This is a genomic window from Salinirubellus salinus (assembly GCF_025231485.1).
In the GTDB taxonomy this organism is placed as follows: Archaea; Halobacteriota; Halobacteria; order Halobacteriales; family Haloarculaceae; genus Salinirubellus; species Salinirubellus salinus.
This window is the reverse complement of record NZ_CP104003.1, coordinates 3,680,870-3,705,467: the sequence shown is the minus strand read 5'-3', so window position 1 is coordinate 3,705,467 and position 24,598 is coordinate 3,680,870. Positions and strand designations below refer to the sequence as shown.

The window sequence follows — 24,598 nt, the reverse complement described above, 5'->3', positions numbered from 1 at the left end:
TCCACGGCCCGAGAGATGATCATCGAATAACTATACCTATCGTACACACAGACTGGGGGCTGTCATGCCTGTCAAGCACGGCGTAGATCTGGAGGCGTTCGGCGCGTTCTCGGAGCACGCGGCCGAGCACCCGGAGGAGATACAGTTCGAGCTGGAGGCGCGTGGCGTCTACGAGGGGCGTGCGGGCCACTCGCTGACCAAGGTCGAACAGTTCTCCCTGGGCGGCGAGGAGATCGACCGGGAGACCAGGGAGTACACGTTCCCGATGGGGGCGTGGCGCGAGGTCGAGGAGGCCGCTGGATTCGTCGGCCCCACGGACCGACCGGAGCCGGTAGAGGTGGCGCTCGCGGCGCTCACGGGGTGTCTGAACGTGGCCGTCTCGTTCACCGCGCTCCACGAGGGGATCGACGTGGAGGGGCTGGAGACGACGGTCCGACTCGACTTCGACCCTCGCATCGTCCTGTTCCTCGACGAGGTCGAGAACTCGGAGCACACGTTCGAGAACGTCGACATCGAGATAGAGGTGTCCGGCGACGGCCTCGGCGAGGCGGAACGGGAACTCCTGGAGGCGGGGGCACGGCGTTCGCCAGTGTGGAACCTGTTCCGACTCCCACACGACGTGGAACCGAACGTCCGGACGGCCTCGTCCCCCATCCCGGGCGACGACTGAGCCGACCGGCGGCACGCGGACGAAGCCGCCGCCTGATTCCCACCTCGTGGCACCGAGAGTGACGGTATATCTTTCTCCTCGACACACTCCCGAGTATGAACTATCTAGTCGCAGTCGACGGTTCGTCGGAGAGCGAGTCGGCACTCGAACACGCGCTGGAGCTGGCCGGGGCGATGGAGACGCCCGCGTCGGTGACCGTCGTCCACTCCGTGGACCCCGAGGTCGAGAGCGAGGCGGGCGTCCCGGCGGACGCCGACGTGACCGACGCCGACCGCCTCCTCGTCATCGAGGGACCGGAAGACGCCGAGGATCGCGGACAGAAACTGCTGGACCGGGCGGTGGAGTTCGCGGCCGACCGTGGCCACGAGGTCGACGCCGAGTTGCTGTACGGCGACCCGGCCGAGAGCATCGCCGAGTTCGCCGAGGCGGGCGAGTTCGACGGCCTGTTCGTCGGCCACCGTGGCCTCAGCGAGCGCATGGAGCGGCTACTCGGCAGCACCGCCAAGCGGCTCGTCGAACAGTCCCCCGTCCCGGTCACCGTCGTCTCCTGAACCGGAGACGGGGCCACACCGCCCCCGACCACGACACTCGTTCTCACGGCGCGGGAACCGCCACCGGGGTCTACCTCCCCCGGACGCCGACTCGGAGTGGAGGCCACCGCCATGCACCAGACAGACGACGCGCTCGTCCCGGCCGAGCGCCCCGTCCACCCCGAGTTCGCCTGCGAACACCTCGCCATCGACGCCGAGCGAGCGACTGCGCTCGTCCACGACACCGTCGGTAACGTCACCGCCACGGACACCCCCGAGGGGCGGAAGTTCCGGACCACCGACGGCACGCTGGTCGCCATCCTCCGGCCGTCGGGGACCGGGACCGCGGCCGTCGACTTCCACTACCGGACCGCTCCGCCGGCGGCGACGCCGACGCGACGGGCCCGCGAGATCGCCCGTGCGCTCCGCCCGTTCGAGGTGACCGTCTGAGTCGCGGCGACCGACTCAGGACACCAGCGTGTTCAGGTAGAACGCAACGAGCAGCACCGACGAGAGCAGGCCGCCGAGCGCCGGCAGCGAGAGTCGCCCGACGTCGAGCGGGACACGGAACCCCCGTTCGGCGTCGGGTGCCGTGTAGCGCAGGCGCAGCTGCGCGGCGTTGACGAGGAAGAAGACGACGAGCAGCAGCAGGTTCGCCACCCCGGCCACCCGGCCCACGTCGCCGAGGAGGACGAACGGCACCGTCAGGGCGCCGACCGCGAACACCGCGTAGTGTGGCGTCCGTCGCGTCGGGTGGACCCGCGAGAACACCGACGGGAACGCCCGGTACTCCGTCTTCGAGACGCCGTAGAACAGCCGTGAGGTGGACACCAGCAGGATGAGGACGGTGTTGGTCGTCGAGAACAGCGCGATGGCGCCGACCACCTGCGCGCCGAGCGGTCCCCACCCGACGAGCGCCACGTCCGCGAGCGGTGACCCCGAGGCACCGAGGGCGGCGGGGTCGACGAGTGCGACGGCCGACAGGGCGACGGCCACGTAGAGCACCGTCGTCACGACGATGGCGAGGACGACGGCCCGCGGGATGGTCCGCTCGGGGTCGCGCGTCTCCTCGGCCACGTTGACGATGGAGCCGAACCCGAGGTAGGCGAAGAACACGAGGAAGATGGCTTCGACGACGCCGAACGCGCCGTTCGTCGTCGCCGTCGGGTCCACCTGCCCCCACGACCCGACGCCGATGACGACGACGATCAGGAGGCCGAGCACCTCCAGCGCGGTGAACAGCACGTTCACCCGGACGGAGAGGTCGATGCCCAAGTAGTTGACCAGCGTGAGCAGAGCGACGAGGCCGACGGCGACGGGGACCGCTGGGACCGCGAACACGCCGGCGAGGTAGCCCGAGAACGCGAGGGCGACGGCCGCGGCGGAGACGGCGCCCACGAGCAGCCGACAGAGCGCCGTGAACGCCGCCGGCGCCGGGCCGAACGCCGCCCGGACGTAGACGTAGTCGCCCTCCCCCTTCGGGTACATCGAGGCGAGTTCGGCGTAGCTCAGCCCCGTGAGCGAGGCGACCAGCGCGGCCAGCAGGAACGAGACGACCACGGACTCGCCGGTGAGGCCGGCGGCCTCCCCGAGGATGGCGTAGATACCGGCCCCGAGGATGAGCCCGACGCCGTACACCACCGTCTCGCGCAGGCCGAGTTCGCGTCGCAGCGTCGCCATCGGTCGCTCGTCTCGGGTGACCACCCTAAATCCAGCGGGCTACGGGCGCGCCGCCTTCCGAAACCTGATTGGGGGGCACGGCCTACGGGGGACAATGAGCGAGTCGTCGGGGGCGGGGTCGGGAGAGGTGACGGGTCCCGGCGAGGTCGGGACGAAGTTCTCGGAGTGGCGCTGCACGGAGTGTGGCCACGGCCACCCGAAGAACAACCCCCCCTGTGACCGCTGCGGGAACATGCAGTTCGAACTGGTCGAGACGGACCCGGACGAGTTCGCTCCCGGCAGCGGCGCGTCCTACCTCGACATCCTGCGCGAGAACGCCGCGCTCGCCGTCGTCGCCTTCCTCGTCGTCTCCGTCGCGGCGCTGGCCGTCCTCGCGAACGCGGGCGTGTTCGTCCTCGCGGACCCGTTCGGCCTCGGGTTCCGGTACGGGGCGGTCGAGGCGGTCCAGCCGGACGGCGACGGCACCCTCACGGCCGGGGAGTTCGCCGGCCTCGTCGCCGAGGACCACGACGTGCAGGGCGTCTCGTGGTCGGGGCGCACACTCGAACTCCGGTACGCGACGAGCGCCGACTCGGGCGGCGCGCTCGGCGCGGAACTCGGCGACATCGCGGTGACCTACGCCGAGTACGTCGAGCAGGGTGGTGACGCCGCCCGCCTGCAGATCACTGCCGTCCGCGAGGACGGCCGGGGCGCCCGCGTCGTCGTCGAGCGGTCGCTCGCCCAGCGGTTCGTCGACGGCGAGTTGACCCGCGAGCAGTACGTCTCGCGGGCGCTCGGCGGAGAGTGACGAACGGGCGGCGGATATAAGAGGCCGTAGCACGCGAACTGGACACATGCAGGATATCTTCGCAGCCCGGATCATGACGACCGACCTCCACACCGTCTCGCCGGAGACGCTGGTCGAGGACGCCGCCAACGAGATGCTCGCCAACGAGATCGGGTCGGTCGTGGTCGTCGACGAGGAGCACCAGCCACAGGGTATCCTGACGACGACGGACTTCGTCCGCATCGTCGCCGAGCGCAAACCGAAGGACGAGACCCCCGTCTCCGCGTACATGAGCGAGAGCGTGCTCACCGGCTCCGCGCAGGACTCCATCCGCGAGGTGGCCGACCGACTCGTCACCTACGGCATCCACCACCTCCCCATCGTCGACGAGACGGAGGGGCTCATCGGGATGGTGACGACGACGGACCTCGCGGCCTACCTCGCCGACGTGGAGGCACCCACGGCGGTCTGAGCGCGCTCAGTCGGTGACCGCACCGGCCGCGATGGAGTCGACTCGAACCGTGTGGTCGCCCCCCTCCACCGCGAGTTCGTAGGCGCCGAACGACCCCACCAGCGTCAGCGTCGCCGGGCCGTCGCTCGCGACACGCACCGTGAGCGGCTCGTCCGGCCGGATACCCACCTCCTCGACGTAGAGCGTGGCGTGCTCGACGCAGTCCATCCGGACGCCGATGGCGTTGCGCCCCTCGGGGTCGCCGCTCCCGTCCGTCGCTGGCGTCACCCACTCGACACCCTTCGCGTAGTGCTGTCGCGGGCGGCGCCCGACCCGCCGGTAGCGCCGGCGCTCCGGTTCGACGTACCCCCGGGCGTAGGAGGTGACGTCGATGCGCCCGCTCTGACAGCCGCGGGTGTGGACGTCGTGGACCCAGTAGGCCCCGTCGTGGATCAGGTCGACGTCCGGGTGGTCGAGTTCGGGGACGTGCCGGTAGGTGACCCGGTCGGGCATGCGCTCGACGCGGCCCGAGGCGAGGAACTCCGGCCCCCGGTGCCACTTGTCCCGGATCGCGAACGAGAGGTGCGTGTCCACCGGGAACACGTCGATCTCGTGGCGGTAGCCGTGTCGCCGGAGGTAGCGGGCGAAGCTCAGCGGCCCCTGGACCGGCACGAGGACGTCCGCCGCACCGTTCCACACCAGCAGCGGGACGTGCCGGAGGTTGTCGGTGACGTGGAGCGCGCTCTCGGGGTTCTCGTTGAAGATGCTGAGGAGCCAGCCGCCGTTCTGACCGCCGAGCAGCGTCCCGGTCAGCAGGTCGGGGGCGCTGCACAGGCCCGCCGTCGCGCCCTCGATGGGGTCCTCGGTCGGCGGCCCGACGACGGAGAAGCCGCGGGCGAACAGGTCGGGGTACTGCCCGGCGAGCATCAGCGTGCCGAACCCGCCCATCGAGTACCCGGCGACCGAGACCCGGTCCCGGTCGATCTCGTACCGGGACTCGAGGTCGCGCCACGCCTCGAACACGTCGATCTCCCCCTCGCGCTGGTACCAGCGCCCCGGCCCGCGGGACTGCGGTATCAGGACGATACCGCCCGTCGTCTCCGCGAGCGACGAGAGGAGCCCGGGCGTGTAGACGGCGTACTGGTTGTAGCAGTTGCCCAGCGAGTGCAGGAGGACGGTGAGCGGGACCGGGTCACCCTCGTACGTCTCGGGGACGTACGCGGCGTAGGGCTGGATGGTCCCGCGGAGCACGTTCTCCACGGGGTCGACGCCCTCGCCGAAGTCGTAGCGCGACGGGTAGAGGAAGTTGAGGTAGCCGGTCTCCGGCACCCCCGAGTGGTCCGTCTCGCCCGACTCGAGTCTCGCGAACGCCACGTCGGCGTAGAACCCAGAGATGTCCCGCGCCGCGAGCGCCATCGCCTGGCCGTGTTCGCGCCAGTTCCCCTCGCCGATCGAACTCGGCGCGTGCCCGGTGAGCACGTCGAGGGCCCCGGTGACGAGGTCGCCGCGGTCCCACTCGCACGGCTCGTCGAAGCGGAAGCCGACGTTGAACACCGGCGGGACGTCCTCCTGCCGGCCGCGACCGCCGGGGACGTTCTCGGTCGGCTCGACGGCGACCGCCTTGAACGACCTCCACTCGGGGTTCCAGAGGCCGACGGCGAGGTAGTGGCGCCACGTCTCACCGGCGGGGGCGAGCGGCACCTCCACCTCCAGCTGGTTCCGCTCGAGGTCCACCGACACTCGGTCGTCGTCCAGCGGTTCACCGTCCAGTTCCGCGCCCGTCCCCCACGTCACGAGGACGTGGTCGGCCGGCGCGCCCAACTCGCCGAGGCCGTACCCCCAGTCCGTGCGGTGGTCCGGCCCGGGGTCGCCAGCGGTGGTGTCGATGCCGATGGCCACGGCCGCGGCGTCCGACTCGAGCATCGTGTTCAGCGTGACCCGGTAGGCCACCCCGTCCTCGGTCGGGCGGGCGCGGAACTCCAGCAGGTCCGCCGCGTTGTAGCCGTACCGCTCCGGGTCGTTCGGGTAGTGGAGGTCACCCGTCGGCTGGGCGAACGGCCCCCAGATGCCCTCGGCACCGCTGGGGGCGAGGCTCAGCAGCGACCGCGTGTCCGCGCCGTGGTCGTCGTAGACGTAGTCCTGGTAGAGGTACTCTCCCTCCACGTAGGCCGCGCTGCCCGCGACGAGCAGGGGGTCGGCGTCCCACCCCGGCCCGTTCTCGAGCTGCGGAGGGGTCGGGTTCTCCCCGTAGAGGGCGTCCGGTCCCGGCCGCGGGGGGCGACGGCCCGCCTCGACGTTCCCGTCCATGGTACCGGATAACAGCCGACCGGATATAAGAAGTCGCCCGTTATCAGTCCGGGCACCGCGCCGCCATCGTCCGGTTCCGGTCGCCCGTGGAAGGCCGTTTATACATCCGGGCCGTCCGGCGTCTCCGGACCGTCCGGCGTCTCCGGACCGTCCGGGGCCGCCGGTCGCGCGTCCGCGTTCCCCTCGCCCCCGTCCGTCACCACCCGGTCGAAGGCGGTGGGGTCGTCCCAGAGTTCGGAGAGCGTGGCCGCCGCGAGGAACCGGGTGGGCGCCGCCACCCACTCGGTCGTGGCCTCGTCGTCCAGCGCGGGGTTGTTCTCGGCCTCGAACCACCAGGCGGCGTAGCGGCCGTCGTCGAGGCGAGCGGTGGGGTACAGCCCCCCGCGCACCGCGACGTCCAGCCGGGTACCCGACTCGACGGCGGGGCGTTCGTCGCCCTCCTCGGCGACGCTTATCTCGATGGGGACGTGGCGGTCGGACATGGTTCGTGGGTGTCGCTTCAGGACGTCAGGTCGGTCGTCCTGCTACAAAAAGCCGCGTCAGGCAGGCGTCTGACGCCCTCCCCCGACCCAGAGGCTCACCCGTGCCTGACGGTCGCCGGGGTCAGGCGTCCCCTTCGGACTGCCCCGGTTCGCCCACCGCGGCGATGGGCAGGCTCATGAACAGCTCCAGTTCGAGGTCGTCGGCCGACTCGAACCGGTCGCTCGGCGTGCGTTCGACGGCGGCCGGGAACGGCTCCTCGCCGTCGGCGTACTGGAGCGTGACGTGTCCGAGGACCCGGCCCGCGTCCTCCCGGGTGATAGGGTACGAGAGCAGGTCGAACACCTGCCGGCACCGGTCGAGCGTCAGTCGTCGTTCCATGGCCGTCTCACGACACGAGCCGGCATAGCAATGGTGATCCTAACGAAAGTTCGGGAACGTTCAGAACCCCAGCGAACGACGGATACGGGTCACGAGCCCCGGTTCCTCGACGCCGAGTTCCTCGGCCAGCGCGTCGAGTTCCGCCGCGTCGAACCGGTCGTCGTCGCGCACCGCCCGGAGCCACTCGGCCCACTCCTCCGTGGTCAGGACGCCGCGTGACTCCTCGCCCCACTGTCCCTTCAGGACCCCGCGGTCCGGGAAGGGGACGTCCATCTCCCCGCCACCCCAGTACAGCGGCGTGAGGTAGAACGCCGCCGTCTCGCCGTCGCCAGCGGGCCGGAAACGGTACGGGTACCCCTCGTACATGAAGACGTCCTCGGGAGTGACCGTCTCGCCGGAGGGGAGTTCGAGCGTCTGCATGGGTGGACGGAGGGGCCTGCGCCTCTCGTGGGTTTCGGTGCCGGCACCGCGGGCGGGTCGCCCGCACACCTTTGGGTCGGCCGGTCGAACACATGATCGTGAGCGAGACGCCCGACGCCGACGGGACCGACGCCGACCGGAACGTCCTCGGCGGCCCCCTCGAACCGTGCGGCACCGACCCCGTGACGGGCTACCTGCGCGACGGCCACTGCCGGCACCTCCGACGTGACCCCGGCCGTCACGAGGTCTGTGCCGTCCTCACCGACGAGTTCCTGCAGTTCTCGAAGGCCCGGGGGAACGACCTCGTGACGCCGCGTCCGGAACTCGAGTTCCCCGGCCTCGAGGCGGGCGACCGCTGGTGTCTCTGTCTCCCCCGCTGGGAGGAGGCCCGCGGGGCGGGGGTCGCGCCCCCGGTGGTCCTCGAGGCGACGAGCGAGGCCGTCCTCGACTCGCTCTCGGTCGAGACGCTGCGAGAGTACGAGTACGACGGCGAGGACGGGTCGTAGCCCTCGACGGCCAGCGGGAAGCGCCACCACGGTCGGCCGGGTCCACCCGGCGGGTCACGGACGACGGGCGAGCAGTCTACCCCCGGTCGCCAGCCGTCTCGCGGTGCCGGGCCACCACCGCCTCGCGGGCCGGTACCGCCCGCTGGACGCCCTCGCGCTCGACGGAGCAGGCGGCCGCGACGCAGGCCAGTTCGACAGCCCCGTGGAGGTCGGTGCCGCGGGCGAGTTCGGCCCCGAGGTAGCCCGCGAACACGTCGCCGGCCCCCGTCGTGTCCACCGGGTCGGCGGGCGGTGGCGCGACGGTGAACCGCTCGTCTCCGGGGGCGACCACCTCGACGGGGGCCGGGCCGTGCTTGTAGCAGACGACGCCGTCGAACGCCGCGAGTTCGTCGGCGAGTGCGGCCGCCTCGGCCTCGTTCGGCGTGACCACGTCCACGCAGGCGTAGTCGAGCAGCGCCGCGGCGCCCTCGGCCGGTGCCGGGTCGACGACCACGGTCGGTCGGTCATGCTGGCCCGTCAGCGCGAGCAGGAGCGCCTCGGTGGCCGCGAGCGGCACCTCGTTCTGCAGGAGGAGCACGTCCGCCTCGCGTACCTCCGGCACGGCCGCGTGGGCGTAGCCCGCGTCGACGGTCCCGTTCGCGCCCTCGAGGAGTGCGATGTGGTTCTCGCCGTCGGGCCCGACGAACACGTAGGCAGTCCCGGTCGGCCCGTCGACGGCCTCGACGGCGGCCGTCCCCACCCCCCGGTCGGCCAGTTCCGCGCGCGGGTCCGTCGCGTCTCCGTCGCCGACCTTGCCGTAGAACACCGCGTCGGTCTCGGCACGGGCCGCGGCCACGGCCTGGTTGGCCCCCTTCCCCCCGAGCAGGGTGCGCGTGACGTGGGCGTCGAGGGCGGCCGGCACCGCGTCGACGGGTCGCGTCTCCCCGGCCGCCGGGAACCAGTCGTAACGCGCCGCGAGCGCCGCGAGCGTCTCCTCGTCGACCCGGCACACCCGGTCGACGTTCACGCTCCCGAAACTGGCGACCCGCGGTTCGGTCATCGCCCGGGCTTCGAGACCCCACGCCCTGAACCCTCCGTTGTCGCTCGCCGCGCCAGCCGCGACCCGAACGGCTTACCCCGCCCCCACCGACCCCCCGGTATGACCCGTCGCGTCATCGTCGACACCGACACAGCGGGCGACGACACGCAGGCCCTCCTGCTGGCCTGCCTCACCGACCGCCTCGACGTCGAGGCCGTCACCGTCGTCGCCGGGAACGTCCCGTTCGAGTACGAGGTAGAGAACGCGAAGTACACCCTGTCGCTGGCCGACAGCGAGGACGTCCCCGTCTACGAGGGCGCCCGCGAACCCCTGCTCAAGGAGTGGGAGTACGCCACCTACGTCCACGGCGAGGGCGGCCTCGGCGGCGAGCTGTTCCCCGACACCGGTATCGAGAGCGCCGACGGCTTCGGGCCGGACGAGATAGCGCGGCGCTGTCGGGCGTCCCCCGGCGAACTCACCCTGCTCTGTATCGGCCCCCTGACGAACCTCGCGCTGGCGCACGCCCGCGAACCGGACCTCCCCGACCTCGTCGACGAGGTGTGGGTGATGGGTGGCGCCGTGAACTGCCGTGGGAACGTCACGCCCGCTGCGGAGTACAACATCTGGGTCGACCCGGACGCCGCGAAACGCGTGTTCGACGCGTTCGACCTGACGCTCGTCGACTGGGGGCTGTGTCTGGAGGCCTCGGTACTGGACCACGAGACGGTCGAGCGGGTCGCGACGGTGGACACCGACCTCGCCGAGTTCTTCACGACGATGAGCGAGTCCGTGCTCGAGTTCACCCGCGACCAGCAGGGGCTCGAGGGGGTCACTCAGCCCGACTCGCTGGCGGCCGCCCTGCTCGCGTACCCCGAACTCCGCGAGGCGACCGGCACCTACCACGTCGACGTGGACGAACGCGAGGGGCTCACCCGTGGCTACACGAGCGTGGACGTGGAGGGGGTGACCGACGGCCGCGCGCGGACGACGGTGATAGAGGCGGCCGACGCCGAGGGGTTCCACGCGGTGACGATGGCGATGCTGGAGGGCGGGGACCCCGACGCGGCGTTCTGAACCCGAGTCGACGGTCGCGTCGTCACGTCACTCCAGCGAGTCGACGCCACGCACCTCGAAGCGGGCGCCCCCGGGCTCGCTCTCGGTGACCGAGACGGTCCAGCCGTGGGCCTCGGCGATGCGCTGGACGATGTGGAGGCCGAACCCGGTCCCGCCGTCGGTCGTCGAGTAGCCGTGTTCGAACACGAGGTCTCGCTCGCGGGGCTGGATACCGGGACCGTCGTCGGCGACGTAGAACCCGTCGCCGCCGGGCAGGAGACCGACCGTGACCCGGACGGGGTCGGCGCCGGCAGCGTTCGTCGAGCCGTGCTCCGCGGCGTTGCGGAGGAGGTTCTCCAGCAACTGCCCGAGCCGGCCGGTGTCGGCCAGCAACACGCGGTCCTCGTCGACGGTCACGTCGGCCGTCAGCGGGCCGGGGACCGACTCGATGGAGCGCTCGACGAGCGGCGCGAGGGCGACGCGTTCGCGCTCGTCGACGCTCTCGCCCGCCCGCGAGAGCGTCAGCAGGTCGTCGATGAGGCCCTCCATCCGGCCGACGGCGTCCAGCGCCCGGTCGACGTGAGCCTGCCCCCCCGTCTCGGCGGCGATCTCGAGCGACCCCTTCAGCACGGACAGCGGGTTGCGCAGGTCGTGGCTGACGACGCTCGCGAACTCGTCCAGACGCTCGTTCTGTCGCTCCAGTTCGTCGCGTCGGGCGCGGAGTTCACCCGCTCGCTCGGCCGCCTCGAGCGCCGCCTCGCCCGACGTGGCGAGGATCCGTGCGAGGAACAGGTCGGTCTCGTCGAACGCCGCCGGGGCCGGGTCGGCCGCCGCGAGCGTCCCGTACTCTCCGAGCGGGACGATGACGAGACTCCGGATGCCCGTCTCCGAGTCCACGGCGACGTCGAGGTCGCTGATGTCGTCGTGGACCCGCGTCTCACCGCTCTCGTAGGCCTCCCAGTTGAGGCTCCCGCTCTCGGGGGTGAACACCGGCCGCTCCGGGAGTAGCTCCGCGACCGACGCCGTGCCCGCGACGGGGACCAGGCCGCCCGCCGACTCGTCGTAGAACCGGACCATCGCGATCTCGAACCCGATGACGTCGCGGGCCGCCATCGCCACCCGCTCGGCGACGGCGTCGCTCGACTCCGCGCGTATCAGGTCGCGCGTGGCCTCGTGGAGGCGTTCGAGGCGCCGCTCGCGGTCGCGGAGCCGCTCCTCGCGTTCCGCCCGGTCGAGCGACGTCGTGAGCGAGGAGGCCAGCAGGTCCACGAGCGTCCGCTCGGTCTCGTCGAACGCATCGGGCTCCGGCGCGGAGACGATGAACACCCCGTGGTCACCGAGCGGGTGGATGAGGACACAGCCGGCGGGCGTGCCCTCCTCCAGCGGCTCGTGGGCCGAGACGTCCGGGAGGAACAGCGGGTCGCCGGACTCGAAGACGTCCCAGACGACCCGGCTCCGGCTCCCCGACGGGGCGTCGCGCTCGTAGACGGGAGGTTCGCCGAATATCTCGTCGACGGCGTCGACGACGGCCGTCGCAGCCAGTCGGTCGCCGGACGCCGACCGCAGGTGGACGCTGCTCAGCGGCGCGCCGATGACCTCGTCGGCGGTGTCGACGGCCACCTTCGCCGCCTCCTCCCGCGACCGCGTCCGCATCAGCCTCTGCGAGCGCTCGCGGAGCAACTCCAGTTTCCGCTCGTGCTCGACCCGCGGTGTCACGTCCGTGAGGACGCCGGCCACGCGGGTCACCCGGCCGTCAGCGTCCCAGCCGGTCGCCCGGCCGACCGCGTGGACGTGTCGGTACTCTCCGTCGGCGGCCCGGACCCGGTAGCGTGCCTCGTAGTTCTCGCGTTCCCCCCGGATGTGCGCGGCGATGGCCTCCTCGACGAGCGTCCGGTCGTCGGGGTGGACCAGCTCGAGGTACGGACTGTCGGCGTCGAACCGGCCGACGTCGTAGCCGAGCAGCGTCGGTGCACTCGTGTCCTGCTGGAGTTCGAGCGACGACGCCTCCACGTCGAGTTCCCACCACGCCCGTCGCTCGTCGAGGGGGCCCGCCGGCCACGAACGTGGCCCTACGTCCGGTTCGTGGCCCCCCATGTCTAGTGGCACTCGGGGAGAGACGGTCTTGAAACTTCAGGTGACTGTGTGCTCGGTAATCCGGACTCACTCGCCGGCCGGCCCCACCCGCGGGAGTCGGGTGACCGACCCGTCCACGCGGAGTTCGCTCGCCGTCCCCCGCTCGCGGCCGACGCCGACCGAGTGGAGCGGCCGCGTCGAGACGAGGACGCCCATCGAGACGTCCCGCCCGTCGGCCCGGAGCGTGACCGACGGCCGCTCGCGCTCCCGGCCGAACGCGGGGTAGGAGGGGCTCCACCCGACGTGTACGTCCTCGGCCCCGACCGGGACGAGGTGTGCCAGCGCCGTGTCCGCGGCCGCGTCCACCGGGCGGACCACCAGCGCCCCCTCGGGTGCGTCTCCGGCCGTGTCGGCCGAGACCTCGAGACCGGGCGCGACGTGGAGGCGACTCCGGACCGGCCGGGCCGCCTCGGCGGTCACGCGGTCCCAGACGAGCCACCACGACGCGTCGGACTCGCCGCCGCAGAACACCCGCCGGCGGTGCCGGTAGCCCTCGCCAGCGTCCCCTTCGCGCCGGTAGGTCCCCTCGACCCAGTCCACACCCTCGTCACCCCCCGCCCGGACCGTCGGCGTGACCCGTCGGCCCATCAGGAACGACCCCCCGACCGGGATGGGTTCGACGTCGCCGTACTGGACGGTGTTGTGCGCCGCGACGCTCCGGGCGTGCTGCCGGGCCGGCCCCGCGACGTACGACTTCGTCCCGGTGTCGGTGAGGACGGGCCGGCCGTCGACCCAGAGCGACACGGCGAGGAGGTCGTCGTGCGAGTGGGCGGGGAGGTGCGGCGGGCCGACGGGACCCCCGTCGAACAGCAGGCGGTCCTCGTCCGAGCCGAGCCAGTAGAGCCCCGACGGCTCCAGCGCGGCGGGGTCGCTCTCGCGGCCGGCGACCACGTCCGGGTCGACGCCGACCGCCTCGGCGTACCGGCGGCAGGCGTCGGCCGGCAGCGCCTCCCCGTACACCGAGTCGTTCAGCAGCGGGATGCGGCCGTCCGGGCCGGCGACGGCCGCGAGGAAGCGGGTCCCCTCGGTGGCGACGCGCCGGACCGCACCGGTGACCTCGCGGCCCGTCTCGCGACACAGGTCGAGGACGGTGAGGTACCGCGTCAGCGTCAGGACGTGGTACATCGGACTCAGTTCGAAGTGGCCGCCGTCCGCGAGGAACTGGTCGGCGGCGTCGACGAGCACGCGGACCCCGTGGTCCCACAGGTCGTCGTCGTCGAGGAACGCGCCTGCCACGGCGAGGCCGGCGCCGTTCTCTATCAGGTGGTTCCCCCCGAGGTCGTACTCGACGTGGTTCTCGAGCACGCGGGCGTTCTTCCACAGCTGGTGGCGGACGAGCGCCGCGAACTCCCGGTCGTGCGTCTCGAGGTCGGCCCACGCGTAGAACCGCGCCCAGTTCAGCAGACGCAACGACACCGAGTGGGGTGTCCACGCTCCCCGGAGGTAGCCCGGTTCGCCGACGCGGGTGGCCTCGCTCTCGGCCCACGACTCGGTCCAGCGCCGGGCCGCCTCGACGGCGTCGGGGCACTCGTCGGGGGCGTCGTGACCGAGGTACAGGTACCGGAGGAACTCGAAGCCCCTGAGTTTCAGCGCGTAGAGCGCCGGTGGCTCGGTCACGCCGGAGCCGAACCAGTCGACGCCCCCCGCGTCGTCCTCGACCTGGACCGTGTGCCCGGCGAACGTCACCGCGCCAGCGGCCACCTCGGTCGCCCGCTCGCGGTACGTCGCGCGGAGCGAGTCGGGGAGCGCCGCACGGAGCGTGGCCGTGTTCGCCGCGAGCGGCGCCGGCGTCGCCGTCGTCTCGGCCGGCACCTGCCGCTCGTAGCGGGCGTCGAAGTCCACGGGGAGGCGCGGGACGACGGCGTGTCTGAGCTTGCGCTCGGCGACCCCGGTCAACTGCCGGACGTGCATGTTCCGGGCCGTGTGGTAGAGCAGGGGGAGTTTCGCCGGGTCGACGAGCCCCGAGAGGCGTGCGTCGTCGGTCATCTCACTACCGCGTGTCGACACGAGCGACGCGGATAGCCGTTCCGGGCGTGCGAGGGTGACTGGCGACTCATCGAGCCCGGAGTTCCGACGCCGTGCTCTCGGTCGCCGTCTCGTCGGCCGTCGCCGCCGGCAGTACCTCCGGGGCCGACCGCTCGGAGACGGGTGCGGAGGGCTCCACCCCGACGAGCGCCGAGAGGTGGCGGTCGAAGTTCAGCGCGATGTTGCGCCGGTCGTAGTGCTCCCAGACGTACGCGTACCCCTCGCGACCCATCCGGACCCGGCGTTCGTGGTCACCGAGCAGTTCGTCGACGGCCCGCGCGATGTCCTCTGGGGTGTTCTCGGCCAGCAGGCCCCCGCCCGAGGCCTCGACGAACCGCTCGAGTTCGCCACAGCCGGTGACGACGGCCGGCCGGGCGCAACCGAGGTACTCGTACACCTTCGTCGGCATCGCGTAGGCGAGTCCCTCGTCCTTCACGAGCGGGGCCAGCCCCACGTCCGCCGACCGGACGATGTCCGGCACCGCCTCGCGGGGGACCTGCCCGACGAACTCCACGCGGTCCTCGAGCCCCGTCTCGGCGACCACCTCGCGGAGGTGCGGGACCGCGTCGCCGCCGCCGACCAGCCGCAGGACGGCGTCGTGTTCGAGGTGGGCCATCGCCCTGATGCACGACTCGAGGTCCTGCGCGTGGCCGATGTTGCCGACGTAGACGAGGGTCGGCCGCGAGCCGTCGTCGTGGGGGCGCGGCTCGGTCGGCGTCCCGAGGCGGGCGACGTCGGCACCGTTCGGGACGACGCGGGTCTTCGCCGCCAGTCCCTCGCCGTACGTCTCGGCCAGCCGTTCACCGAGCGTCTCGGTCGTCACCCCGACGAGGTCGGCGCGGTGGAGCGTCGCCCGCTGGAAGGCGCGGCTCAGCCGCTCGAAGACGCTCCCCTCGCGGAGGAACCCCAGCGAGACGGAGGCGTCGATCCAGAGGTCGCGCACCTCGACGACCCACTTGCGGCCGAACCACGAGGGGACGAACCCCGCCAGCCCGGTGAAGATGGGCGGGTCGGTCGTCAGCACCACGTCGTACCGGCGGAAGTTGAGCGCGAGCCAGAGCGCCGCGTGGACGGCGAACGTGAGGTAGTAGGCCAGCCGCGACAGCGTCGACGGGTCGGCCTCGGCCGGTTGCCACGCCCAGAGCCGTCGGACGCCGACGTCGCCGTGGCTGTCGCGTTCGGTCCGGTACCAGCGGCGCTCGTGCTCGCCGTGTGGGAAACTCGGCGGCGGTGCCAGTACCTCCACGTCCCAGCCAGCCTCGGCCAGATACGTCGTCGTGTCGCCGACGCGGGAGGCGTGGCCGCTGTTGTCCGGAGGGAAGTGCTGCGAGACGACGACCAGCCGGCGGCCGTCGGTCATCGCGTCGCTCCGCGCGGCTCACCCGCGTGCACACCGCCGGTCTCGTTCCGACTCGTCAGGGGGACGCTCATTGGTTACGGAGATGCGCGGGAGCAGAGTTTGTTAGTTCGGGACTAAACGCGGCGTTAACTACACGGAGACGCCGTCGTCGGTACGCAGCGACGGTGAGCGGGGCGACGCGGTGGTTGCATCTGGTCGCGTTCGGTGACGCCCGCCGCCGTGTGGGGGACCGGGCGGCAGACACTCCATAACGAAACCCCGAGACGACCTCTACGTCGTCGGGAAAGGTTCCAATCATGAACACGTACAGGAGCGACGACGGGGTCGGGGCGGGCGGAGCGAGTGCCCACGCCGGTGCGCGCCGCCCGGCACGGGCGGGAGGTCGGTGAGCGATGTACGAGGGCCAGACAGTCGGGGTCGTCGTGACGGCGTACAACGAGGAGGGTCTCGTCGGGCGGGTCATCGAGACGATGCCCGAGTTCGTCGACCGGGTGTACGCCATCGACGACGGGTCGACCGACGGGACCTGGAACGAGATCCTCGAACACGCCGACGACGTGGAGGTCGAGGGGGTGGAGACCCCCTCCACAGACGACCCCGTCCCCGTCCCCACCACGGGCGAGGGGATGGTCACCGACGGGAGCGGCTACGCGACGAGCGTGCCGTTCGTCCTCGGCATCAAGCACGCCCGGAACCGCGGCTACGGCGCGACGGTCAAGACCGGCTACCGACACGCCCACGGCGACCGCATGGACGTCGTCGCCGTCATGAACGGTGACGGGCAGATGGCGCCCGAGGAGCTCCACCGTATCATCGACCCGGTCGTCGACGGCCGGGCGGACTACGCGAAGGGCGACCGGATGCGCACCCGCGACACCCGCGAGGGGATGAGCGGGTTCCGCTTCGTCGGCAACGCCGCGCTCACCATCATGACGAAGTTCGCCAGCGGCTACTGGAAGATGAACGACTCGCAGAACGGCTACACCGCCGTCTCGCTGGAGACGCTGGAGCGCATCCCCTACGAGTCGCTGTACGACGAGTACGGCTTCCTCAACGACACGCTCACGACGCTCAACATCCACGGGATGCGCGTCGCGAACGTCCCCCACCGGGCGGTGTACGGCGAGGAACGCAGCAGCATCCGCCTGCGTCGGTTCGTCCCCCGGGTGTCGGCACTGCTGGCGCGGAACTTCGTCCGCCGGCTGAAGGCCCGCTACCTCGTGCTCGACTTCCACCCCGCCGTCCTCTGTTACCTGTTCGGGACCGTCGGCCTGCTGGCGACGCTGCTGGCGACGGTGGCCGCGGTCGCCCTGCCGCTCACGCTGGTGGAGGGGTTCTTCGCGGCCGTGCTGACGACGGTGCTGTTCGTCGCCGCCGGCACCGTCCTCTCGGTCGGAATCGCCTTCGACGTCGAGCAGAACCACCCGCTCGAACTCGTCCTCACCGAGTGACCGCGGCGGCGTCTGGACCCGCTCCCCCGACTCGCTCCTCACCGGCCCGCTCCGCCCGGTTTCGGACGTGTTACCTATTAGTCACCTGCGCGTGTTACCCCCACACATGGATGGAGCCATAGTCATCGTGGGTGCCGGACGGGTCGGCTTCCGGACGGCGGAACTGTTCGCCGCACGGGGCCGCGAGGTCCGACTGGTCGAACGCGACGCCGAGAAGTGCGAGCGGTTGCGCGAGCGGTCGGACGTGGAACTGACGGTGGTGGCTGGCGACGGGACCAGCCCGCCGGTACTGGAGCGGGCGCTGGAGGGCGACGTGGCGGCGTTCGGCGCGCTGACCGCCGACGGGGAGGCGAACATGCAGGCGCTCGTGGTCGCCCGCGAGCTCGTCCCGGAGGCCCGGTTCGCCGCGCGGGTGCGCACCGAACCCGAGGGGTTCCGCGAGTCCTTCGAGAACGTCCGACTGGTCACCGCGTCCAGCGTCGCCGCCTCGGCGAACGCGCTCGGGGCGGACGTGGGGAGCGCCGTCCGCGAGCACGTCGGCGGGATGGACGTCCTCGAACTCGTCGTGGGCGAGGAGGCCCCCGTCGTCGGCCGGTCGCTCGCGGACGCGGCGCTCCCGCAGGGGTGTCTGGTCGTCACCGTCGACGGGACCCACCGGGCCGACGGCGAGACCACCCTCGAGCCGGGGCGGCGCGTGACCGTCGCCGTCGAGCGGGACGCCGTCGACGAGACGCGGGCGGCGTTCGGCGCCGACGCGGCCTGACGGCCGGGGCGTTACGGCAGGAAGAACTCGATAGCGCCGCCCTGTCCGTAGCCGACACACTGCGTCGAGAGGCCACGTTCCGCGCCGCGCTCGTGCATCTCGTGGACGAGCGTCACGGGCAGGCGCGCGCCGCTCGCGCCCAGCGGGTGCCCGATGGCGATGGCCCCGCCGTTCACGTTGAAGATGTCGTCCGGGATGCCGAGTTCGCGCTGGCAGTAGAGCGTCTGCGAGGCGAACGCCTCGTTCAGCTCGACGAGGTCGTAGTCCTCGATGGTGGTGCCGGCGCGTTCCATCAGTCCCTCCACGGCCGGAACCGGTCCGATACCCATGACCTCGGGGTCCACGCCGGCGACGTTGTGCGCACCGATCTCGGCGAGCACGTCGAGGTCGTGCTCGTCGGCGAACGCCCGCGAGGTGACCAGCAGGGCGCTCGCGCCGTCGCTTATCTGCGACGACGTGGCCGCCGTGACCGTGCCGTCCTCCTGGAACGCGGGCGGGAGCCCCGAGATTGACTCCTTCGTCGTGCCGGGGCGCAGGCCCTCGTCGACCTCGACGAGTTCCTCGCCGTTGTGGATGGGGAGTATCTCGTCGTCGAACCTCTCCTCCTCGGTGGCGGCGACGGCACGCTGCTGGGAGCGTGCCCCGTAGGCGTCCTGCTCCTCGCGGCTGATGTCGTAGCGCTCGGCGACGGCCTCGGCCGTCGACCCCATCCAGAGGTCGTCCACGTCGTAGCGCGCCTGGACGCCCTCGTAGACGTCGATCTCCTCCTTCCGCTGGACGCGGGTCATGTTCTCGACGCCGCCGGCGACGATGCAGTCGCGCGAGCCGGCGCGGATGGAGTCGGCCGCGCTCATGATGGCCTCCGCGGAGGAGGCACAGAGTCGGTCGACGGTCGTCCCCGGCACGGTCTCGCCGAGTTCGGAGGTGAGCGCGATGACGCGGGCGATGTTCGAGCCCTGCTCGCCCTCGGGGCGCGCACAGCCCCACTTCACGTCGTCGACGTCCTCGCCGGTCAACCCGGTCCGGGCCAGTATCTCGTCCACGAGCGGCACCGACAGCTGCTCGCTGGTCACGTCGGCGAACACGCCGTCGCGCTTGCCCTGCGGTGTCCGGATGGCCTCGACCACGACCGGGTCCGTGTCCTCAGTCATACCGTCAATGCGAGGCCCGGCCCTCATAAATCCGCGACGTTCCGGCGAGCGCGGCCACCCGGCTCGGCGGCCCGGGGCGGCCGTCAGTCGACGTATCCGAGCGTCTGGAGGTGGCTCCGGAGTTCGTCGCCGATGTCGTCGTCCTCGCGCGCGGCCGCCGCCTCGGCCGCCGCGTCGAGTTCCGGCACCGTCGCGCGGTACGCCCCGAGGTCGCGGTCGAGGTCGGCACACACCTCGGGGTGCTCGTCCGCGACGTTCCGTCGCTCCTCGGGGTCCGCCTCGAGGTCGTACAGTTCGGCGCCGTCGGGGCCGACGATGTACTTCCAGCGGCGCGTCGACACCGCGAGCGTGTCGCCCGAGGCGGTCCGCGAGACGACGGGCCCCGCCGTCAGTTCGTCGACGGGGACCCCCTCGCCGGCCCCGAGCGAGAGCAGGAGGTCCGGCATCGACCGGAGCGAGACGGGGTCCTCGACGACCCGACCCGCCTCGGCGTCGGCCCCGTAGACCAGCAGCGGGACGTGGACGTTCTCCTGATAGAGGGCGTTCTGGTGGCCGTAGGTGCCGTGTTCCTTGAACGCCTCGCCGTGGTCGGCGTGGAAGACGACGCTCGTGTCGCTCGTGTCGACCCGCTGGCGGAGTTCCCCGGCGAAGCGGTCGACCGACCGGACCGAGTCACGGTAGGCCCGGACCACGCGCTTCTCGACGCTCGGCGGGAGGTCGTCGGCGAGGTAGCTCTCGCCCGAGGAGTGACGCAACTGCGAGTTCCCGCGCAGCATCCCGTAGTACATGTCGAGCGTGGAGTTCTCCACCCGGTCGCGCTTCGGGACGATGTAGGGGTTGTGCGCGTCCATCAGGAACACCCAGACGAAGTACGGTTCGGGCAGGCGGTCGATGGTGGCGAACAGGTCCTCGGCGAACGCCTCCCACTGCGAGAAGCTCCCGGTCTTGCGGAGCCACGAGTCGAGGTAGTAGACGACGACGCCCGCGGCGGTGCCGGTGACGAACGGCATCAGCGTCCGGTAGAGGCGGGTGTACTCGCCACCCTGGTCGAGTTGGTCGAACCGCTCGAACGCGTCGGGAAAGCCCGTCCCGTCGCCGGTCCACGGGTTCGCGGAGAAGCCGGCGGTGGTGTAGCCGCGCTCGGCGAACCGGGCTGCCACCGTCTCGTAACTGGTGACGTGCTCGCGGATGCGGGCCATCTCGCCGGTCTGCGAGTCGGCGTCGCGGTGGGGCATCGGGACGCCCGTCAGCAGCTCCGGGACGGAGGTCGGGGTCCGTGAGGAGGAGGCCACCGCCCGACTGAAAGCGGTGCCCTGCTCGGCCATGGCGTCGAGTTCCGGCGTCAGCGACGACGCCGGGTCGACGAACCCACAGTGGTCGGCGCGGACGCTGTCGAACGTGACGAGGACGACGTTCCGCGCTCGCTCCGTGGTGGCGTCGGTGATCATCGTGATTCGAGAGGCGAGAACCGAGTAAAGTTATGGAGCGGTTAGCCGAGGGAAAGCCGACACGACGGGGCGAGAGCACGTCACTCAGATGGCCCGGCGGACCTCGCGTACCTCCGCGCGGAGCCCCCAGCCGAGTTGCGTCTCCAGTAGCGCGACCGCCGCCGCGTACGTCAGGACGCCCACCGCGAGGAGGACGGCGAACTCGAGCATCGACGACCCGAGCACGAGTCGGTCCTGCACGAGCAGGACGGCCGCGGCCATCGTCCCCGCCGCCGTCGTCGGGTACGCCGCGGCCCGGAGCAGCGGGAACACGCCCATGTCGAGCATCCGAACCGTGACGTAGGTGTCGAGCGGCGTCGCCACCAGCAGTCGGACGAGGAGCACCCACGCCGCGGTCCCGGCGATGCCGTAGGCCTCCGTCACCGGCCAGATGCCGGCGAACGTGAACACGAGGACGACCAGCGGGACCTTGGTGAGGAAGTCGGGCCGGGCGAGCGCCTTCCAGACCGAGCCGAACGAGGCGGAGTAGGCGTGGAGCAGTCCATAGAGCGCCAGCAGTTGCATCGGCACGATCATCGGCAGCCACGACTCGCCGAGGAACGCCTCGACGAACGTCGGCGCGATGGCGACCATCCCGAGCGCGAGCGGCGCGGCCACGAGCATCGACACCTGCACCGCCCGCATCAGTCCCGTCCGGATCGCCGAGAGGTCCGACTGTATCTTCGAGTAGACCGGGAAGGTCACGTCGGAGACGACGTGGGTTACCTCGGTGGCGGGCGTGTTGCCGATGCGGTGGGCCATCTGGTAGAACCCCAGCGCCGCCGGCGCCAGCAGGATGCCGACGAGTGCGTCGTCGCCCTCGTCCATCAGGAAGTTGAGGACGTGCGCGCCGAGCATCCACTTGCCGTAGCCGACGAGTTCGACCGCGAGGTCGCGCTCGAAACCGAGGCTCGGCCGGTAGTCGTGCAGGAGGTACGAGGCGACCATCGAGACGACGCCCGTGGTGACGAACCCGTAGATGAGCGCCCACACCGTCGGCTCGTATAGCGCGACGCCGACGGCGACGACGAACTGCATCACGCTGGAACTCGTCTCGTAGAGGAACCGCTTGTGGTACTGCAGGTCCTTCGTGAAGTAGACCAGGCCGGGGTTGCGCAGGCCGGCCGCGAGCGGACTGATGGCCATCACGGGCAGCAGGGCGGCGACCATCGGCGTGTCGAACAGGCGGGCGGCCAGCGGCGCCACCAGTACGAGCAGGCCCGCGAGCACCACGCCGCGGGCCACGTTCAGCGCGAACACCGTATCGAGGTAGCGGTCGACGTCTTCCTCGACGTTCTGGACGAGCGCGGCGTCGATGCCGAGTTGCGAGAACCGGTTCAGCAGGCTGGCGACGATGAACGCCACGCCCGCGATACCGAACGCCGTCGGCGTCAGCAGGTTCGCGAGGATGACGACCATCGCCAGCTGGACGCCGCGGGTGCCGAACTTCGTCAGCCCCATCCAGACGCCGCTCGTCAGCGAGAGCCGGGTCACGCTCCCGCCGGGGGTGAGCGCGGACCGTAGCGCTCGGAGCCACCGACGGGGACTCATCGCCGGTCTCCGCTGGACGGGGCGGTGGGCTGACGACGGGACGGGGAGTTCACGCTCTACAGAGGGGCACCGAGGGTATTAGATATAGGCCGAATAATCACGGAATCCAGAGGGTAACGGCCCCGAGACGGTCGACACCGGCGGAGATCGCGTCCGCGTCCGACCCCCGTTTGTCGGTGCCTACTAATGTCCGTACACGGGGAACCTGAAACCGATGATGCAGACACCCACCGAACCGAGCGTGGAGATACCCCTCCGGTTCCGACACGAGACCATCGACGACGCGCCGCCCTCCGGTCGGCTGTCGGTCTGTCTCCCGGCCGACCTCACCGGCAACGGCTACCCCGACCTCGTCGTCGGCGGGATGGGTGCCGAGGAGGTCCGGTTGCCCGTCTCGCTCCCCGGCATCGGCGACCGCGTCTCGCGGAACCTCCCCGTCCTCCAGCGGGCGCTCTGGTTCCTCGAGGACTACGTCTTCTGGTACGAGAACCCCGGCCCGACCGGAGGCGAGTGGAAGCGCCACACCATCTCCCGTGGCCTCGACGAGCGCGTGTTCGCCAACGCCCTGTTCGACGTGAACGGCGACGGCCGACTCGACCTCGTCGTCGCGCAGGGCTGGGGGGGCCGGAACCTCTACTGGTACGAACAGCCGGCCGACCCCCGCGACACCTGGACTCGGCGCACCATCCACGACGAGTTCATGGTCTACCACGACATCGCGTTCGGTGACGTCGACAACGACGGCGAAATGGAGCTGGTCGCCGCCTCACAGGAGTCGAAGATCCTGTTCTACCTCGACCTCCCGGAGGACCCGACCCAGCAACCCTGGCCCGCCGAGTGCCGCCACGTCATCGACGAGGGCGAGCGACTGGAGGGCCTCGCCATCGCCGACCTCGACGGCGACGGCGAGAACGAGCTCGTCGCCGGCCCGCACGTCTACCAGCAGGTCGACGGCCACTGGGAGCGCGAGACCCTCGTCGAGGAGTGGTACTGGGCCCGCGTCGCCGTCGGTGACGTCGACGGCGACGACGAACCGGAGATCGTCCTCACGGAGGGCGACAGCCCGCACCTCGAACCGCACCGCCCCGGCCGTGTCGCGTGGTTCGACCGGGTCGACGGCGAGTGGGAGATGCACACGCTGCGCGAGGAGATGTTCTGTCCCCACACGGTCCAGGTCGCCGACGTGGACGGCGACGGCAACCTCGACATCTACGTCGCGGAGATGGGTCTGGGGACGAACGCGGACCCCGAGCACGTCGTCTTCTTCGGCAACGGCGACGGGACGTTCGACGAGCGGACGGTCGCCCGTGGTGTCGCCACCCACGAGGCGAAACTGGTCGACGTCGACGGCGACGGCCGACTCGACATCCTCGGCAAGTCCTACGAGCCGGACCAGCACGTCGACGTCTGGTACAACGAGGCGCGCTGAGATGGTCGGGGCCGCTCGGGACGGCGAGAGCGGGGCCGGAGACGGAGACGGCGGCGAGCGACCGCTCGTCACCTGCGTCGTCCCCACCCACTCCCGCCCCGAGGGGCTGGTCCGAGCCGTCGAGAGCGTCCTCGCGCAGACCTACCGCCCGCTCGAACTCGTCGTCGTGGACGACAACCCCGCCGAGCGCGCGGTGGACCTGCTCGCCCACCTCGACACCGACACCCTCGAGCGAGTCGTCTACCGCCGCGAGGGGGGCCACTCGGGGGCCGGCGCGGCCCGGAACACGGGGGTCGAGGCGGCCCGCGGGGCGTACGTCGCCTTCCTCGACGACGACGACGCGTGGCGCCCCGAGAAGGTGGGCCGGCAGGTCACGGCTCTCGAGGCCGCCCCGGACGCCGGCCTCTGTTACACCGGCACGGTCGAACTCCGGCCCGACGGCCGGCGCGAGCACGTCCCGCCCGACGTGGCCGACGCGGACCTGACGGGTGAACTCGCCTGCCGGAACGTCGTCGGCTCGATGTCGGTCGTCTGCGTGCGGACCGCCCTCGCCCGCGAGCACCCGTTCGACGCAGCGATGCCGGCGTGGGAGGACCTCGACTGGTTCCTGCGGCTCTCGCGGGTGACCAGGTTCGTCCGCCTACCTGAGCCGCTCGTCGAGTACGACTTCACCTCGGCAGACCGCCTCTCGGAGAGCTTCGACCGGACCGACGAGAGCCACCGGCGGTTCGTCGAGAAACACGCCCCCGAGTTCTCGGGGCGGGCCGCCCGGCGCCTCCGGGGCTGGGCCGCGTTCCGCGCCGGCACCGACGCGTTCGCCACCGGTCACTACCCCGAGGCCCGGCGTTACTTCCTCCGGGCGGTGCTGGCCTACCCGCTGGAGTCGCGGTTCTACCCGTACCTCTTCGCGGCCGCGGGCGGGACGACCACCCACCGGCTCGCACGCCGGGTGCAGTCGCTGGGGGTCTGAGTACCGTCGAGCGCAG

At 71.4% G+C, this 24,598-nt stretch carries 23 protein-coding genes; 11 read left to right on the top strand and 12 right to left on the bottom strand.

Annotated features, from left to right (window positions below):
• The first annotated feature begins 64 nt into the window (after positions 1-64).
• The 3 genes from N0B31_RS19455 to N0B31_RS19445 all read left to right on the top strand — a co-directional run bounded on the left by N0B31_RS19455 (position 65) and on the right by N0B31_RS19445 (position 1,650).
• A complete protein-coding gene (locus N0B31_RS19455) occupies positions 65-670 on the top strand; it encodes an OsmC family protein (RefSeq protein ID WP_260593283.1) in 606 nt (201 codons plus the stop codon).
• 95 nt (positions 671-765) lie between these two features.
• Complete coding sequence (locus tag N0B31_RS19450) at positions 766-1,221, top strand: universal stress protein (protein ID WP_260593281.1); 456 nt, start codon at positions 766-768, stop codon at positions 1,219-1,221.
• 111 nt (positions 1,222-1,332) lie between these two features.
• The gene (locus N0B31_RS19445) at positions 1,333-1,650 is read left to right on the top strand and encodes a hypothetical protein (protein ID WP_260593280.1); all 318 of its coding nucleotides are present in this window, start codon (positions 1,333-1,335) and stop codon (positions 1,648-1,650) included.
• 15 nt (positions 1,651-1,665) lie between these two features.
• Here N0B31_RS19445 and N0B31_RS19440 read toward each other — a convergent pair whose 3' ends face one another.
• Positions 1,666-2,880 carry an APC family permease gene (locus tag N0B31_RS19440; RefSeq protein WP_260593278.1) on the bottom strand — a complete coding sequence of 405 codons (1,215 nt, stop codon included), beginning with the start codon at positions 2,878-2,880 and terminating at the stop codon, positions 1,666-1,668.
• Between the two features lie 94 nt (positions 2,881-2,974).
• Between N0B31_RS19440 and N0B31_RS19435 the strand changes: the two genes are divergently transcribed.
• Together N0B31_RS19435 and N0B31_RS19430 are read left to right on the top strand one after the other, a co-directional pair.
• Positions 2,975-3,667, top strand: coding sequence for a DUF8159 domain-containing protein (locus tag N0B31_RS19435; protein WP_260593277.1), 693 nt, complete (start codon positions 2,975-2,977; stop codon positions 3,665-3,667).
• A gap of 46 nt (positions 3,668-3,713) precedes the next feature.
• On the top strand, positions 3,714-4,118 hold the full coding sequence (locus N0B31_RS19430; protein WP_260593276.1) for a CBS domain-containing protein: 405 nt from the start codon (positions 3,714-3,716) through the stop codon (positions 4,116-4,118).
• Positions 4,119-4,124: 6 nt separating this feature from the next.
• On the opposite strand, the gene N0B31_RS19425 is transcribed toward N0B31_RS19430, so the two are convergent.
• The 4 genes from N0B31_RS19425 to N0B31_RS19410 form a co-directional block, all read right to left on the bottom strand.
• Complete coding sequence (locus tag N0B31_RS19425; RefSeq protein ID WP_260593274.1) at positions 4,125-6,404, bottom strand: prolyl oligopeptidase family serine peptidase; 2,280 nt, start codon at positions 6,402-6,404, stop codon at positions 4,125-4,127.
• Positions 6,405-6,502: 98 nt separating this feature from the next.
• A complete protein-coding gene (locus N0B31_RS19420) occupies positions 6,503-6,886 on the bottom strand; it encodes a hypothetical protein (RefSeq protein WP_260593273.1) in 384 nt (127 codons plus the stop codon).
• Positions 6,887-7,007: 121 nt separating this feature from the next.
• On the bottom strand, positions 7,008-7,265 hold the full coding sequence (locus N0B31_RS19415) for a DUF5789 family protein (RefSeq protein ID WP_260593272.1): 258 nt from the start codon (positions 7,263-7,265) through the stop codon (positions 7,008-7,010).
• Positions 7,266-7,325: 60 nt separating this feature from the next.
• Positions 7,326-7,685: a hypothetical protein gene (locus N0B31_RS19410; RefSeq protein WP_260593271.1), complete on the bottom strand. Its 360-nt coding sequence runs from the start codon at positions 7,683-7,685 to the stop codon at positions 7,326-7,328.
• Positions 7,686-7,783: 98 nt separating this feature from the next.
• On the opposite strand from N0B31_RS19410, the gene N0B31_RS19405 reads away from it, so the two are divergent.
• Complete coding sequence (locus N0B31_RS19405; RefSeq protein WP_260593270.1) at positions 7,784-8,191, top strand: DUF2237 family protein; 408 nt, start codon at positions 7,784-7,786, stop codon at positions 8,189-8,191.
• A 76-nt stretch (positions 8,192-8,267) separates the two neighbouring features.
• Here N0B31_RS19405 and N0B31_RS19400 read toward each other — a convergent pair whose 3' ends face one another.
• Positions 8,268-9,230 carry a PfkB family carbohydrate kinase gene (locus N0B31_RS19400; protein ID WP_260593269.1) on the bottom strand — a complete coding sequence of 321 codons (963 nt, stop codon included), beginning with the start codon at positions 9,228-9,230 and terminating at the stop codon, positions 8,268-8,270.
• 99 nt (positions 9,231-9,329) lie between these two features.
• Between N0B31_RS19400 and N0B31_RS19395 the strand changes: the two genes are divergently transcribed.
• Positions 9,330-10,283, top strand: coding sequence for a nucleoside hydrolase (locus N0B31_RS19395; protein WP_260593268.1), 954 nt, complete (start codon positions 9,330-9,332; stop codon positions 10,281-10,283).
• Positions 10,284-10,310: 27 nt separating this feature from the next.
• On the opposite strand, the gene N0B31_RS19390 is transcribed toward N0B31_RS19395, so the two are convergent.
• From N0B31_RS19390 to N0B31_RS19380, 3 genes are all read right to left on the bottom strand, one after another.
• The gene (locus tag N0B31_RS19390) at positions 10,311-12,356 is read right to left on the bottom strand and encodes a sensor histidine kinase (protein WP_260593267.1); all 2,046 of its coding nucleotides are present in this window, start codon (positions 12,354-12,356) and stop codon (positions 10,311-10,313) included.
• A 66-nt stretch (positions 12,357-12,422) separates the two neighbouring features.
• Positions 12,423-14,381 (bottom strand): alginate lyase family protein, encoded by a 1,959-nt coding sequence (locus N0B31_RS19385; RefSeq protein ID WP_260593265.1) that lies wholly within the window; start codon positions 14,379-14,381, stop codon positions 12,423-12,425.
• 67 nt (positions 14,382-14,448) lie between these two features.
• Positions 14,449-15,780: a glycosyltransferase family 4 protein gene (locus N0B31_RS19380; RefSeq protein ID WP_260593263.1), complete on the bottom strand. Its 1,332-nt coding sequence runs from the start codon at positions 15,778-15,780 to the stop codon at positions 14,449-14,451.
• Positions 15,781-16,172: 392 nt separating this feature from the next.
• Here N0B31_RS19380 and N0B31_RS19375 point away from each other — a divergent pair, with 392 nt between their 5' ends.
• Together N0B31_RS19375 and N0B31_RS19370 are read left to right on the top strand one after the other, a co-directional pair.
• The gene (locus tag N0B31_RS19375; protein WP_260593262.1) at positions 16,173-17,231 is read left to right on the top strand and encodes a glycosyltransferase family 2 protein; all 1,059 of its coding nucleotides are present in this window, start codon (positions 16,173-16,175) and stop codon (positions 17,229-17,231) included.
• Between the two features lie 106 nt (positions 17,232-17,337).
• Positions 17,338-17,994 (top strand): NAD-binding protein, encoded by a 657-nt coding sequence (locus N0B31_RS19370; RefSeq protein ID WP_260593261.1) that lies wholly within the window; start codon positions 17,338-17,340, stop codon positions 17,992-17,994.
• A gap of 11 nt (positions 17,995-18,005) precedes the next feature.
• Here N0B31_RS19370 and N0B31_RS19365 read toward each other — a convergent pair whose 3' ends face one another.
• The 3 genes from N0B31_RS19365 to N0B31_RS19355 all read right to left on the bottom strand — a co-directional run bounded on the left by N0B31_RS19365 (position 18,006) and on the right by N0B31_RS19355 (position 22,183).
• The gene (locus N0B31_RS19365; protein ID WP_260593260.1) at positions 18,006-19,145 is read right to left on the bottom strand and encodes a thiolase family protein; all 1,140 of its coding nucleotides are present in this window, start codon (positions 19,143-19,145) and stop codon (positions 18,006-18,008) included.
• 83 nt (positions 19,146-19,228) lie between these two features.
• Entirely contained in the window at positions 19,229-20,593 is a 1,365-nt protein-coding gene (locus N0B31_RS19360; RefSeq protein ID WP_260593258.1) for a sulfatase-like hydrolase/transferase, read from the bottom strand.
• A gap of 84 nt (positions 20,594-20,677) precedes the next feature.
• Positions 20,678-22,183 (bottom strand): lipopolysaccharide biosynthesis protein, encoded by a 1,506-nt coding sequence (locus N0B31_RS19355; protein ID WP_260593256.1) that lies wholly within the window; start codon positions 22,181-22,183, stop codon positions 20,678-20,680.
• A 214-nt stretch (positions 22,184-22,397) separates the two neighbouring features.
• Here N0B31_RS19355 and N0B31_RS19350 point away from each other — a divergent pair, with 214 nt between their 5' ends.
• Together N0B31_RS19350 and N0B31_RS19345 are read left to right on the top strand one after the other, a co-directional pair.
• Complete coding sequence (locus N0B31_RS19350) at positions 22,398-23,612, top strand: FG-GAP repeat domain-containing protein (RefSeq protein ID WP_260593254.1); 1,215 nt, start codon at positions 22,398-22,400, stop codon at positions 23,610-23,612.
• A 1-nt stretch (position 23,613) separates the two neighbouring features.
• Positions 23,614-24,582: a glycosyltransferase family 2 protein gene (locus N0B31_RS19345; protein WP_260593252.1), complete on the top strand. Its 969-nt coding sequence runs from the start codon at positions 23,614-23,616 to the stop codon at positions 24,580-24,582.
• Positions 24,583-24,598 lie beyond the last annotated feature (16 nt).